Genomic DNA, 12,002 nt, shown 5'->3' with positions numbered 1-12,002 from the left:
CGACGATTCTGGCCTTGCCGCCGACGAGGTCGACGACTACGCCGTCCTCGGCGATCACGATGCGGTCGTGCGGGACGCCGGTGAGGGCGCCGAGCTCGGCGTTGGCGCGCAGGTGGCGCCATTCGCCGTGGACCGGCATCAGGTTCTTCGGCTTGCAGATGTTGTAGAAGTACAGCAGCTCGCCGGCCGAGGCGTGGCCCGAGACGTGGACCTTGGCGTTGCCCTTGTGGACGACGTTCGCGCCCCAGCGGGTCAGGCCGTTGATGACGCGGTAGACCGCGTTCTCGTTGCCCGGGATCAGGGACGACGCCAGGATCACCGTGTCGCCGGAGACGATCCGGATCTGGTGGTCGCGGTTGGCCATGCGGGACAGCGCGGCCATCGGTTCGCCCTGCGAGCCGGTGCAGACGAGGACGATCTCGCTGTCCGGGAGGTCGTCGAGCGTCTTGACGTCCACGACCAGGCCCGGCGGGACCTTCAGGTAGCCGAGGTCACGGGCGATGCCCATGTTGCGCACCATCGAGCGGCCGACGAAGGCGACCCGGCGGCCGTACTCGTGAGCGGCGTCCAGGATCTGCTGGATGCGGTGCACGTGGCTGGCGAAGGACGCGACGATGATGCGCTTCTGAGCGCCCGCGAAGACGCCGCGGATCACGTTCGAGATGTCGCGCTCGGGCGGGACGAAGCCCGGGACCTCGGCGTTCGTCGAGTCGGTGAGGAGAAGGTCGATGCCTTCCTCGCCGAGCTTGGCGAACGTGGGGAGGTCCGTGAGGCGGCGGTCCAGCGGGAGCTGGTCCATCTTGAAGTCGCCGGTGTGGACGACCATGCCGGCCGGCGTGCGGATGGCGACCGCGAGCGCGTCCGGGATGGAGTGGTTGACCGCCACGAACTGGCAGTCGAAGGGGCCCAGGCGTTCGCGGTCGCCCTCGGCGACCTCGAGCGTGTACGGGCGGATGCGGTGCTCCTGGAGCTTCGCCTCGATGAGGGCGAGCGTCAGCTTGGAGCCGATCAGCGGGATGTCCGGCTTTTCGCGCAGGAGGTACGGGACGCCGCCGATGTGGTCCTCGTGGCCGTGCGTGAGCACGATGCCGTCGATGTCGTCGAGGCGGTCCCTGATGGACGTGAAGTCCGGAAGGATCAGGTCGATGCCGGGCTGCTCCTCCTCAGGGAAGAGCACGCCGCAGTCGACGATGAGCAGGCGGCCGTCGTACTCGAAGACCGTCATGTTGCGGCCGATCTCACCGAGGCCGCCGAGCGGGGTGACGCGCAGGCCGCCCTTCGGGAGCTTCGGCGGGGCGCCGAGTTCAGGATGCGGATGACTCAAAAGACTCTCCTCACCACGCGCGCCACATACCTGTTAGGCACGTGGCGCGCGTGACGTTCGTGCAGTAGCAGTTGTCTTGTGTGGGTGCAGGAGCTGTGTCCTGCGGGCGTGCGTATTCAGTTGTGAAGTCTGTGTTTAGAGCTGTACCCCGCCCGCGGCGAGATCGATCTTGAGCTGGGCGGTCTCGTCGGGCGTCAGCTCCACGAGGGGCAGGCGCAGCGGACCGGCGGGCTGGCCCTGGAGGGTGAGTGCCGCCTTGGTCGTGATGACGCCCTGCGTGCGGAACATGCCGGTGAAGACCGGGAGCAGCTTCTGGTGGATCTCGGTGGCCTTCTGCACGTCGCCGCTGACGAACGCGTCGAGCATGGCGCGCAGGTCGGGGGTGACGACATGGCCGACGACGGAGACGAAGCCGACCGCGCCCACGGAGAGCAGCGGCAGGTTGAGCATGTCGTCGCCGGAGTACCAGGCGAGGCCGGAGCGGGCGATGGCCCAGCTGGCGCGGCCGAGGTCGCCCTTGGCGTCCTTGTTGGCGACGATGCGCGGGTGCTCCGCGAGGCGGACGATCGTCTCGGTGTTGATGGGTACGCCGCTGCGGCCCGGGATGTCGTACAGCATCACCGGCAGCTCGGTGGCGTCGGCGATCGCGGTGAAGTGTCGCAGGAGGCCTTCCTGCGGGGGCTTGTTGTAGTACGGCGTCACCGTGAGCAGGCCGTGCGCTCCCGCCTTTTCGGCGGCGCGGGCGAGCTCGATGCTGTGGCGGGTGTCGTTCGTACCGACGCCGGCGATGACATGGGCGCGGTCGCCGACCGCCTGTCGTACGGCTCGTACGAGATCCGATTTCTCCGCGTCGCTGGTGGTCGGGGACTCGCCGGTGGTGCCGTTGACGACGAGTCCGTCGTTGCCTGCATCCACCAGGTGGGCGGCGAGTCGCTGCGCGCCGTCGAGGTCAAGTGCGCCGTCCGCCGCGAACGGCGTGACCATAGCGGTGAGGACCCGCCCGAAGGGGGTCTGCGGAGTGGAGGTCGGAGCCATGGGTAATACGCTACTCGCTGCTCAGCGCGCGGTCCCCCCTCGGGGGATGCCAGGGGGTGTGGCGGGGGTGGATCCCGGCACTGCCTGCTCGGGGGTTCAAGCAGTGCCGGGTCCGTTTGATCAGGCTAGATGAACTTTCCGAAATGCCGCAATACGGACACTTCGCAGGGCTGAACCGTACATCTGTACCGAATCCACGTTTCCCTGGCTACGGCGCGACCCGGCCGTTCCCGTTGAATGCGGCGTAGGTGAGCGGCATGAGCTTGGCCCACTCCGCCTCCATCTTCTCGCCGACCATCTCGATCTCCCGCTGCGGGAAGGACGGGACCTTGGCCAGCTCGTGCTGGGTGCGCAGGCCGAGGAAGTGCATCAGGGAGCGTGCGTTGCACGTCGCGTACATCGAGGAGAAAAGGCCGACCGGGAGGACCGAACGGGCCACCTCGCGGGCGACGCCCGCGGCGAGCATCTCCTGGTACGCCTCGTACGCGTGGCGGTACGAGTCCTCCATCACGCGGCCGGTGAGCTCCTGCTGGCCCTGTGTGCCCTCGACGAACTGGTACTTGCCGGGGCGGCCCTGCTGCACCAGCTTGCGGGAGGCCTCCGGGACGTAGAAGACCGGCTGGAGCTCCCTGTAGCGGCCCGACTCCTCGTTGTACGACCAGCCCGCGCGGTGTCGCATGAACTCGCGGAACACGAAGATCGGGGCGTTGATGAAGAACGTCATCGAGTTGTGCTCGAAGGGGCTGCCGTGACGGTCCCGCATCAAGAAGTTGATCAGGCCCTTGGAACGCTCCGGGTCCTTGGTCAGCTCGTCGAGGGACTGCTCTCCCGCGGTGGAGACGCGGGCGGCGAACAGCACGTCGGTGTCGCTCGCGGTGTGCTTGACCAGCTCGACCGTCACGTCGCCGCGGAAGGTCGGCTTGAGTTCGTCAGCAGGGGTTTCGGTCACGGTTCGAGGGGTCCTTCCATCACTTCGCTCGGGCGGCGCCCACTCTACGGGCAGGCTCTGACAACGGGGCATTCGGTCGCGCCTCGCGACATTCCGATCCGAACATCGCCGAACTTCTGTTAATTCGGCGAAACAGGGCACCTTTTGGGGCATCCGTGCGTCTGTATGGGTAACGGGGCGGTTCGTTCGCCGCTCTCGGCGCTCCGACCCCCTTCGATGGCCGGGGCCGTTCCATGATCCGAACGTTTCGATCTTGACGAGGAGAAGCAGCACCCATGTCCCTCCCCCAGCTACCGCCGGGAGGGGCCCCGAGCGAGCCCGTTCCATTCGCCTTCATCGCCGAAGCCGACAAGTTCCGCAGTAACGTCACTCCGCCCCCGCGCGAACGCGCGTCGGCCGGCCAGATCGCCGGTCGCTCGCTCGTCGGTCTCACCGTCGTCGCCGGGCTCGTGGGCGCCCTGCTCCTGGGGATGCCCGCCCTGTCGTCCGGTCAGGCACCGGCGCACACGCAGCAGTCCGAAGCGTCCGACGGCCGCTGACGCCTCTGCTCCGTCCGGCCCCCAGGGGTGGAAGGCAGGCGCACGCCTAGGTAGCCTCACCGGGCACAGCCCGAATACAGCGTGGATTGAGTGAGGACCAGTCGTGCCCCTGCCCTTCCTGACGGCCGACCGCGCTTTTGACGAGGTGGCCGACGACGTCGCGCTGCCTTTCGACGATCGCAACCAATGGCGCCGTCCCTACCGGCCGGGGCCGTGGCGCGTGGGATTCGCCGCGCTGCTCCTGCTGCTCGCCTCGTACGTCATGTTCGCCGCGGTGATCATCGCCTTCACGGGTGGTCTCGGCGGGGGCGCGGTGTGCGGTCTCATCGCGCTGCTCATCATCGGGGCGGCCCTGCGGCTGCTGCGGATGGGGACGTGGGTGAGCGCGCACGGCCTGCGCCGTGTGGCCTTCGTCCAGACGCAGACGGTTCCATGGGCCCAGGTCGTGACGGTCCGTACGGTCCAGCAGCCGGTCCGCTGGCTCGGACTCCCCCGCACGGTGCAGGGGCAGGCGCTGCTCCTCGTACGGCGGGACAAGGCCGATGAGAGCTCGGCCCTGGTCACCAGTCACGGCGCGGACTTCCTCGCGCGGCCCGAGGCCTTCGACCGGGCGTCGGACACGATCGAGGTGTGGGCCGAGGAGTACCGGCCGCAGCACGCCTGAACGAGGCATACGTGAAGGGCCGCGCCGGAACACCGGCGCGGCCCTTCACGTGTACTCGGGACTCACACGTCCTCAGACGCTGACCGTCCTGCCCTCCTGGAGGGCGATGGCGCGCTGCATCGCCTTGCGGGCGCGCGGGGTATCCCGGGCGTCGCGGTAGGCCACCGCGAGGCGGAACCAGCAGCGCCAGTCCCCCGGGGTGTCCTCGGTCTCCGCCTTGCGGCGGGCGAAGACCTCGTCGGCGGAGTCGCGGTCGATGCGGCCGTACTGGTCGCGGCGCAGCTCGTCCACGGGCAGGCCGCCCTCGGCCTCCAGGAGATCGGCGAGGCGGTTCGCCTTGCGGACGAACTGGGTGTTGGCCCAGAGGAACCACAGGCCGATCACCGGCAGGATCAGCACGGCCACGCCGAAGGTGACGGTGAGCAGGGTGCCCTGCTCGATGAGGAGCAGGCCGCGGCTGCCGACCAGGACGAAGTAGAAGACCAGGACGAGGGCGGTGACGAGGTAGGTGAGCTTTGCGCGCATGAGGTCCGTCAGACGTTCAGGTCGAGGAAGTGTTCCAGGCCGAAGGTGAGGCCGGGAGTGGTCACGACGCGGCGGGCGCCGAGCAGGATGCCCGGCATGAAGCTGCTGTGGTGCAGCGAGTCGTGGCGGATGGTCAGCGTCTCGCCCTCGCCGCCCAGGAGGACCTCCTGGTGGGCGAGGAGGCCGCGCATGCGCACGGAGTGGACCGGGACACCGTCGACGTCCGCGCCGCGGGCGCCGTCGAGAGCGGTGGCCGTGGCGTCCGGCTGCGGGGCGCTGCCGGCCTTCTCGCGGGCCGCCGCGATGAGCTGCGCCGTACGGGCGGCCGTGCCGCTGGGCGCGTCCACCTTCTTCGGGTGGTGCAGCTCGATGACCTCGACAGACTCGAAGTAGGGCGCCGCGGCCTCGGCGAACTTCATGGTGAGGACGGCCCCGATGGAGAAGTTCGGGGCGATGAGCACACCGGTCTGCGGGGAGTCCGCGAGCCAGGTGGTGAGCCGGGCGAGACGGTCGTCGGTCCAGCCGGTGGTGCCGACGACGGCGTGGATGCCGTGGCGTACGCAGAAGTCGAGGTTGTCCATCACCGAGTCAGGCGTGGTCAGTTCGACCGCGACCTGGGCGCCGGACTCCGTGAGGGTCTCCAGCTTGTCGCCCCGGCCGAGGGCAGCGACCAGTTCCATGTCGTCGGCGGCCTCGACGGCCCGTACGGCCTCGGAGCCGATGCGGCCCCCGGCGCCGAGGACCGCCACGCGCAGCTTGCTCATCTTCTTCGTTCCTTACGCGAGTTGCGAACGGGTGGGCTACGCCACCGCTTCGTGCAGGCGCGCCGCCTGCTTGTCCTTGAGCGGGCCGATGACCGACAGCGAGGGGCGCTGCCCCAGGATGTCGCGGGCCACCGCGCGCACCTCGTCGGGGGTGACCGAGGCGATCTCCTCCAGCATGTCGCTGACGGACATCTGCTCGCCCCAGCAGAGCTCGCTCTTGCCGATGCGGTTCATGAGCGCGCCGGTGTCCTCGAGGCCGAGGACGGTGGAGCCGGAGAGCTGGCCGATGGCGCGGCCGATCTCGTCGTCGGACAGGCCGTGCTCCGCGACGTGGGTGAGTTCGTCGCGGCAGATCTTGAGCACGTCGTGGACCTGGCTGGGCCGGCATCCCGCGTAGACCCCGAAGAGGCCGCAGTCCGCGAAGCCCGACGTGTACGAGTACACGCTGTAGGCGAGGCCGCGCTTCTCCCTGACCTCCTGGAAGAGGCGGGACGACATGCCGCCGCCCAGGGCGGTGTTGAGGACGCCCATGGCCCAGCGGCGCTCGTCGGTGCGGGCGAGGCCCGGCATGCCGAGGATGACGTGGGCCTGCTCGGTCTTGCGGCCGAGGAGCTCCATGCGGCCGGCCGCGCGCACGGGCTTGCGGCCTTCGCGCGGGGTCATGGGGACGGCGTCGGTGCGGGTGAGGGCGCCGGCCTTGTCGAAGGCGGCGCGCACCTGGCGTACGACCTTGTTGTGGTCGACGTTGCCCGCGGCGGCGACGACGAGGTGCGTCGGGTCGTAGTGCTTCTTGTAGAAGCGGGCGATCTGGCCGCGGTTCAGTGCGTTGATCGTGTCGACCGTGCCGAGGACCGGGCGGCCGAGCGGGGTGTCGCCGAGCATGGTGTGCGCGAACAGGTCGTGCACGCAGTCGCCCGGGTCGTCCTCCGTCATCGCGATCTCTTCGAGGATCACGCCGCGCTCGGCGTCGACGTCCGCCTCCTCGATGAGGGAGCCGGTCAGCATGTCGCAGACGACATCGATCGCGAGGGGAAGGTCGGTGTCGAGCACGCGCGCGTAGTAGCACGTGTACTCCTTCGCCGTGAAGGCGTTCATCTCGCCGCCGACCGCGTCGATCATGGACGAGATGTCGAGGGCGCTCCGGCGGGAGGTGCCCTTGAAGAGGAGGTGCTCGAGGTAGTGCGTCGCGCCGTTCAGCGTGGGCGTCTCGTCGCGGGAGCCGACGTTCGCCCAGATACCGAAGGTCGCGGAGCGTACGGAGGGCAGCGTCTCGGTGACGATACGCAGGCCGCCGGGGAGGGTGGTCCTACGGACCGTACCGATGCCGTTCTCGCCCTTGATCAGGGTTTGGGTACGGGCGACGGCCCGCGCCTCCGAGGAGGTGCGGGCCGTCGCCTTGGAGCTACGGGACGTCACTTGTCGGTGTCGTCCTTCGTCTCGTCGCCCTCTTCGCCCTCGACGACGGGGATGAGGGAGAGCTTGCCGCGGGAGTCGATCTCGGCGATCTCGACCTGGACCTTGGCGCCCACGCCGAGAACGTCCTCGACGTTCTCCACGCGCTTGCCGCCGGCCAGCTTGCGGATCTGCGAGATGTGCAGCAGGCCGTCCTTGCCCGGGAGCAGGGACACGAACGCACCGAAGGTCGTCGTCTTCACGACGGTGCCCAGGTAACGCTCGCCGACCTCCGGCATGGTCGGGTTGGCGATCGAGTTGATCGTGGCGCGCGCGGCCTCGGCCTGCGAACCCTGCTGGGCACCGATGTAGATGGTGCCGTCGTCCTCGATCGTGATGTCGGCGCCGGTGTCCTCCTGGATCTGGTTGATCATCTTGCCCTTCGGGCCGATGACCTCACCGATCTTGTCCACGGGGATCTTGACCGTGATGATCCGCGGGGCGTTCGGGGACATCTCGTCCGGCGTGTCGATCGCTTCCATCATCACGTCGAGGATGTGGAGGCGGGCGTCGCGGGCCTGCTTGAGGGCCGCGGCCAGGACGGAGGCCGGGATGCCGTCCAGCTTGGTGTCGAGCTGGAGAGCGGTGACGAATTCCTTGGTGCCGGCGACCTTGAAGTCCATGTCACCGAAGGCGTCCTCCGCACCGAGGATGTCGGTGAGGGCGACGTAGTGCGTCTCGCCCTTGATCTCCTGGGAGATCAGGCCCATGGCGATACCGGCGACGGGGGCCTTCAGCGGCACACCGGCGTTCAGCAGCGACATGGTGGAGGCGCAGACCGAGCCCATGGACGTCGAGCCGTTGGAACCGAGGGCCTCGGAGACCTGACGGATCGCGTACGGGAACTCCTCGCGCGTCGGCAGGACCGGCACGATGGCGCGCTCGGCGAGCGCGCCGTGGCCGATCTCGCGGCGCTTCGGGGCGCCGACGCGGCCCGTCTCGCCGACCGAGTAGGGCGGGAAGTTGTAGTTGTGCATGTAGCGCTTGCGGGTCACCGGGGAGAGGGTGTCCAGCTGCTGCTCCATGCGGAGCATGTTGAGGGTGGTGACGCCCAGGATCTGGGTCTCGCCACGCTCGAAGAGCGCCGAGCCGTGCACGCGCGGGATGGCCTCGACCTCGGCGGCGAGCGTACGGATGTCCGTGACGCCACGGCCGTCGATGCGGACCTTGTCCTTGATGACGCGCTCGCGGACCAGGGACTTCGTCAGCGCGCGGTACGCCGCCGAGATCTCCTTCTCGCGGCCCTCGAACTTCGGGAGCAGCTTCTCGGCGGCCAGATCCTTGACGCGGTCCAGCTCGGCCTCGCGGTCCTGCTTGCCGGCGATTGTGAGCGCCTGGGCGAGCTCGGTCTTGACGGCGGCCGTGAGGGCCTCGAGCACGTCGTCCTCGAAGTCGAGGAAGATCGGGAACTCGCCGGTCGGCTTGGCGGCCTTGGCGGCCAGCTCCGACTGGGCCTTGCAGAGGACCTTGATGAAGGGCTTCGCGGCCTCGAGACCGGCGGCGACGACCTCTTCGGTCGGCGCCTGGGCGCCGCCCTTGACGAGCTCGATGGTCTTCTCGGTGGCCTCGGCCTCGACCATCATGATCGCGACGTCGCCGTCCTCGAGGACGCGACCGGCGACGACCATGTCGAAGACGGCGTCCTCGAGCTCGGTGTGCGTCGGGAACGCGACCCACTGGCCCTTGATCAGGGCGACACGGGTGCCGCCGATCGGGCCGGAGAAGGGCAGGCCGGCCAGCTGCGTGGAGCAGGAGGCGGCGTTGATGGCGACCACGTCGTACAGGTGGTCGGGGTTGAGCGCCATGACGGTCTCGACGACCTGGATCTCGTTGCGAAGGCCCTTCTTGAAGGACGGACGCAGCGGGCGGTCAATGAGGCGGCAGGTCAGCACCGCGTCCTCGGAGGGACGGCCCTCACGGCGGAAGAAGGAGCCGGGGATCTTGCCGGCTGAGTACATCCGCTCCTCGACGTCCACCGTCAGGGGGAAGAAGTCGAGCTGGTCCTTGGGCTTCTTCCCGGCGCTCGTGGCCGACAGCACCATGGTGTCGTCGTCCAGGTACGCCACGGCGGAGCCGGCGGCCTGACGGGCCAGACGGCCCGTCTCGAAGCGGATGGTGCGGGTGCCGAAAGTGCCGTTGTCGATGACGGCCTCGGCGTAGTGGGTCTCGTTCTCCACTAGTGTTTTCTCCGTTACTTTTCGTCTTTTGTCCTGTTCCGCCCGTGTGGCGGAGGGACGGGGCCGGAGAAGCGCGCCTTGTGTGCGGGCCGGTCTTCGATCGAAGCACCCGGGGTGGACGCCGTGCGTCTCCCGGGGGCCACTACCGAGGACCGGCGGCGGCGAGGGTGCGCTTCTCCTCGTGCGGTGATGCGTCGCGGTGATGCGGTGCAACTGGGTGCGGTGCATCGAAGCGGTGCATGCATGTGGTGATGCGTGCGTGGTGCGTGCGGTGGTGCTTTTGTTCGTGTGTCCAGACTACAAAGCGCCTGTGACACTTCGCACGTACAGCAAAGGGAGCGGCCCCCTGTCGGTGGGAACCGCTCCCTTCACGGCGTCTTAGCGGGCGCCGGCCGCACCGCGGCGGATGCCGAGGCGCTCGACCAGCGTACGGAAGCGCTGGATGTCCTTCTTGGCCAGGTACTGCAGAAGGCGGCGACGCTGGCCGACCAGGATCAGCAGACCACGACGGGAGTGGTGGTCGTGCTTGTGCGTCTTGAGGTGCTCGGTCAGGTCCGAGATCCTGCGGGACAGCATGGCGACCTGGACCTCGGGGGAGCCGGTGTCGCCCTCCTTCTGGCCGAACTCGGTGATGATCTGCTTCTTCGTAGCGGCGTCGAGCGACACGCGTACTCCTCGTAGTCTTTTCGTGGCCACCGAGTGCCCCTGGTCCACATCTCAGGGGAGCTTCCGTTACTCGGGAGGCGAGGTCCGCCGGGCGCAGTCTTCAGATTCCGGAGAACCGGAGACCTGAGGGCGCGTACACAAACGGCCGTCACACAGCGTACCAGCCACTTCGTGTGTACCCGACCGTGGGCCCGACCGGGCCCACGGTGCCCGTTTTCGGCCGTCGGTCAGCCGGTCATCGAGCGGGCCCGCGTGTACACGTCGAACACGGCGAGGGTCAGCGGCACCAGCGTGAGCAGGACGAACGTCTCCGCGATCTCCATGAAGCGTCCCCAGAAGGGGGAGACCCCGCGGCGGGGCGTGATCAGGCCGATCGACGTGATCAGCGCGGTGGCCACCGCGATCACCGCGACGAGCCAGACCGTGCGGATGTCGAGGGCCGTGCTGTCGCCCTTCCTGAAGAAGTCGTCCAGGTAGTCCAGCGGCGGGTGGAGCGAGAGGCCTAGCCCCAGCAGGACGAGCGAGGCCAGGCCGGCGGCGAGGAGGGAGGCGACCTGCGCGGTGTAGCGGAAGAGCTGGGCACGCATCAGCATCGCGACGCCGGTGGCGAAGGCGAGGAGCTGGCCCCACACGTTGTCCGAGAAGCCGAGGACGGCCGCGGCGCCGACGGACACCAGGGCGCAGCCGCCGACGAGTCCGACGAGCAGCTCGTGGCCGCGGCGGGCCTGGGCCGCGATCCGGTCGGCCTCGACGGGCTCCTGGTTCGCGGGGTCGTCGCCGTACTCGCCGCGGGCCATGCTCGGTGGTTCGAAGCCGATGGGCAGGCGGGCGAAGCGCATGGACAGACCCGGCAGGAACGCGAGGGCCCCTACGGAGAGCGGCGCGCACAGTCCGGCGGTCTCCACGGCCGTCAGGTCCGTGAGGATGGCGATGAAGGTCGTGAGTACGCCGACCGCCGACGCGAAGACGAAGGCCACGAAGGGACCGTCGCCGCCCGGCGAGACCAGGGTGAGGACCACGGAGGCGAGCAGTACGGCCGTGCAGGCCAGCAGGAACTGGAGCCTGCCGATTTCCTGGTGGTCGGCGAGGGGCAGCAGGCCGGAGCCCGCCACCGCCACGTTCGGCAGGGCGCCGAGGCCGAGCGCGATGGCCGAGCCGCGGTCGTCGTAGACCCTGGCGCGGACGCAGGCGAGGACGACGAGGAGGAGGCCGGCCACCGCGGCGAGGACGCCCTGGAGGCTGTGCATGTCGTGGTGCGGCTCGGCCGTCCACGTGACGAAGGCCAGGAGCGCGGGCAGGACGCCGCCGCCGATGAGTCCGGCGCCGCGGGTCAGGTCGCCGTTCCACAAGGTGCGGTCGCGGGTGACGGCCGAGGCGACCGCTTCGGAGACGTCGTCGAAGACGGCCGGCGGCAGCGACTCGGAGAACGGGCGCAGGGTGAGCAGCTCGCCGTCGAGGATGCGCTGCGCGGCGAAGGACCGGGCGCTGTCGAGGACGGTGCCGTCGCGGCGTACGAGGTGGTAACCGACCGGTGCGCCCTCGGCGGGGCTCTGCTGGGAGAGCCGCAGGATTTCCGGATTGAGGTCGGCGACCGGGACGTCGTCGGGCAGTGCCACGTCGATCCGGCTGTCGGGCGCGACGATGGTGACGCGGCAGAAGCCGAGGCCCGTGCCGGCCCCCGAAGGGGCTCCGGTGCCCGCTCCGCCGGTCGCGCCGGCCGTCGCGGAAGCGGAAGCCGTCATGCTCACCTGCTGTTCCCCCTCGGTTGGTGTGTCCGGTGATGCAGCCGGATGTGGAGGTGTTGTGTACGCCGCTCGCGCGCGTCCCCGCTGCCCGTCAACGAGCCTTCCAGGACCGGCGTTGGCGGTCCCCCTCGCTCCCGACCGCGTGAAATGCGCTGATTCCTC

Annotated in this window: 11 protein-coding genes (1 of these 11 cut by a window edge); 2 read left to right on the top strand and 9 right to left on the bottom strand. The window is 69.2% G+C overall.

Going from position 1 to position 12,002, the window contains the following annotated elements; all coding sequences use genetic code 11:
- From ACY0PA_RS30200 to thyX, 3 genes are all read right to left on the bottom strand, one after another.
- Positions 1 to 1,324: the 5' portion of a ribonuclease J gene (locus tag ACY0PA_RS30200; RefSeq protein ID WP_473080675.1), read on the bottom strand. 362 nt of this gene lie to the left of the window's left edge; the window shows 1,324 of its 1,686 coding nt (coding positions 1-1,324); its start codon is at positions 1,322 to 1,324; its stop codon lies beyond the left edge, outside the window.
- A gap of 135 nt (positions 1,325 to 1,459) precedes the next feature.
- Positions 1,460 to 2,359, bottom strand: a complete 900-nt coding sequence (dapA, locus tag ACY0PA_RS30195; RefSeq protein ID WP_473080674.1) for a 4-hydroxy-tetrahydrodipicolinate synthase — start codon at positions 2,357 to 2,359, stop codon at positions 1,460 to 1,462.
- Positions 2,360 to 2,567: 208 nt separating this feature from the next.
- The gene (gene thyX / locus ACY0PA_RS30190) at positions 2,568 to 3,308 is read right to left on the bottom strand and encodes an FAD-dependent thymidylate synthase (RefSeq protein ID WP_473080673.1); all 741 of its coding nucleotides are present in this window, start codon (positions 3,306 to 3,308) and stop codon (positions 2,568 to 2,570) included.
- Between the two features lie 275 nt (positions 3,309 to 3,583).
- On the opposite strand from thyX, the gene ACY0PA_RS30185 reads away from it, so the two are divergent.
- Together ACY0PA_RS30185 and ACY0PA_RS30180 are read left to right on the top strand one after the other, a co-directional pair.
- A complete protein-coding gene (locus ACY0PA_RS30185; protein WP_473080672.1) occupies positions 3,584 to 3,847 on the top strand; it encodes a hypothetical protein in 264 nt (87 codons plus the stop codon).
- Positions 3,848 to 3,950: 103 nt separating this feature from the next.
- Positions 3,951 to 4,511, top strand: coding sequence for a hypothetical protein (locus ACY0PA_RS30180; protein ID WP_473080671.1), 561 nt, complete (start codon positions 3,951 to 3,953; stop codon positions 4,509 to 4,511).
- Positions 4,512 to 4,583: 72 nt separating this feature from the next.
- Here the strand turns inward: ACY0PA_RS30180 and ACY0PA_RS30175 are convergent, their stop codons facing one another.
- The 6 genes from ACY0PA_RS30175 to eccD form a co-directional block, all read right to left on the bottom strand.
- Positions 4,584 to 5,036, bottom strand: coding sequence for a tetratricopeptide repeat protein (locus tag ACY0PA_RS30175; RefSeq protein WP_100595170.1), 453 nt, complete (start codon positions 5,034 to 5,036; stop codon positions 4,584 to 4,586).
- A gap of 8 nt (positions 5,037 to 5,044) precedes the next feature.
- Positions 5,045 to 5,800, bottom strand: coding sequence for a 4-hydroxy-tetrahydrodipicolinate reductase (gene dapB / locus ACY0PA_RS30170; protein ID WP_399972369.1), 756 nt, complete (start codon positions 5,798 to 5,800; stop codon positions 5,045 to 5,047).
- Positions 5,801 to 5,836: 36 nt separating this feature from the next.
- Complete coding sequence (locus tag ACY0PA_RS30165) at positions 5,837 to 7,216, bottom strand: M16 family metallopeptidase (protein WP_473080670.1); 1,380 nt, start codon at positions 7,214 to 7,216, stop codon at positions 5,837 to 5,839.
- Entirely contained in the window at positions 7,213 to 9,429 is a 2,217-nt protein-coding gene (locus tag ACY0PA_RS30160; protein WP_473080669.1) for a polyribonucleotide nucleotidyltransferase, read from the bottom strand. The genes ACY0PA_RS30165 and ACY0PA_RS30160 overlap by 4 nt, the downstream gene beginning before the upstream one ends.
- Positions 9,430 to 9,807: 378 nt before the next feature.
- Positions 9,808 to 10,095, bottom strand: a complete 288-nt coding sequence (gene rpsO, locus ACY0PA_RS30155) for a 30S ribosomal protein S15 (RefSeq protein ID WP_116509164.1) — start codon at positions 10,093 to 10,095, stop codon at positions 9,808 to 9,810.
- A gap of 227 nt (positions 10,096 to 10,322) precedes the next feature.
- Positions 10,323 to 11,837, bottom strand: coding sequence for a type VII secretion integral membrane protein EccD (eccD, locus tag ACY0PA_RS30150; protein WP_473080668.1), 1,515 nt, complete (start codon positions 11,835 to 11,837; stop codon positions 10,323 to 10,325).
- Positions 11,838 to 12,002 lie beyond the last annotated feature (165 nt).

This window comes from Streptomyces sp. DS1-CR2 (genome assembly GCF_055760475.1).
This window is presented reverse-complemented; position numbering and strand designations above follow the sequence as displayed.

Excerpts from the sequence above, each read along its gene's own strand:
- dapA (WP_473080674.1), bottom strand. The coding sequence starts at position 2,359 with ATGGCTCCGACCTCCACTCCGCAGACCCCCTTCGGGCGGGTCCTCACC.
- ACY0PA_RS30185 (WP_473080672.1), top strand. The coding sequence starts at position 3,584 with ATGTCCCTCCCCCAGCTACCGCCGGGAGGGGCCCCGAGCGAGCCCGTT.
- ACY0PA_RS30175 (WP_100595170.1), bottom strand. The coding sequence starts at position 5,036 with ATGCGCGCAAAGCTCACCTACCTCGTCACCGCCCTCGTCCTGGTCTTC.
- dapB (WP_399972369.1), bottom strand. The coding sequence starts at position 5,800 with ATGAGCAAGCTGCGCGTGGCGGTCCTCGGCGCCGGGGGCCGCATCGGC.
- eccD (WP_473080668.1), bottom strand. The coding sequence starts at position 11,837 with ATGACGGCTTCCGCTTCCGCGACGGCCGGCGCGACCGGCGGAGCGGGC.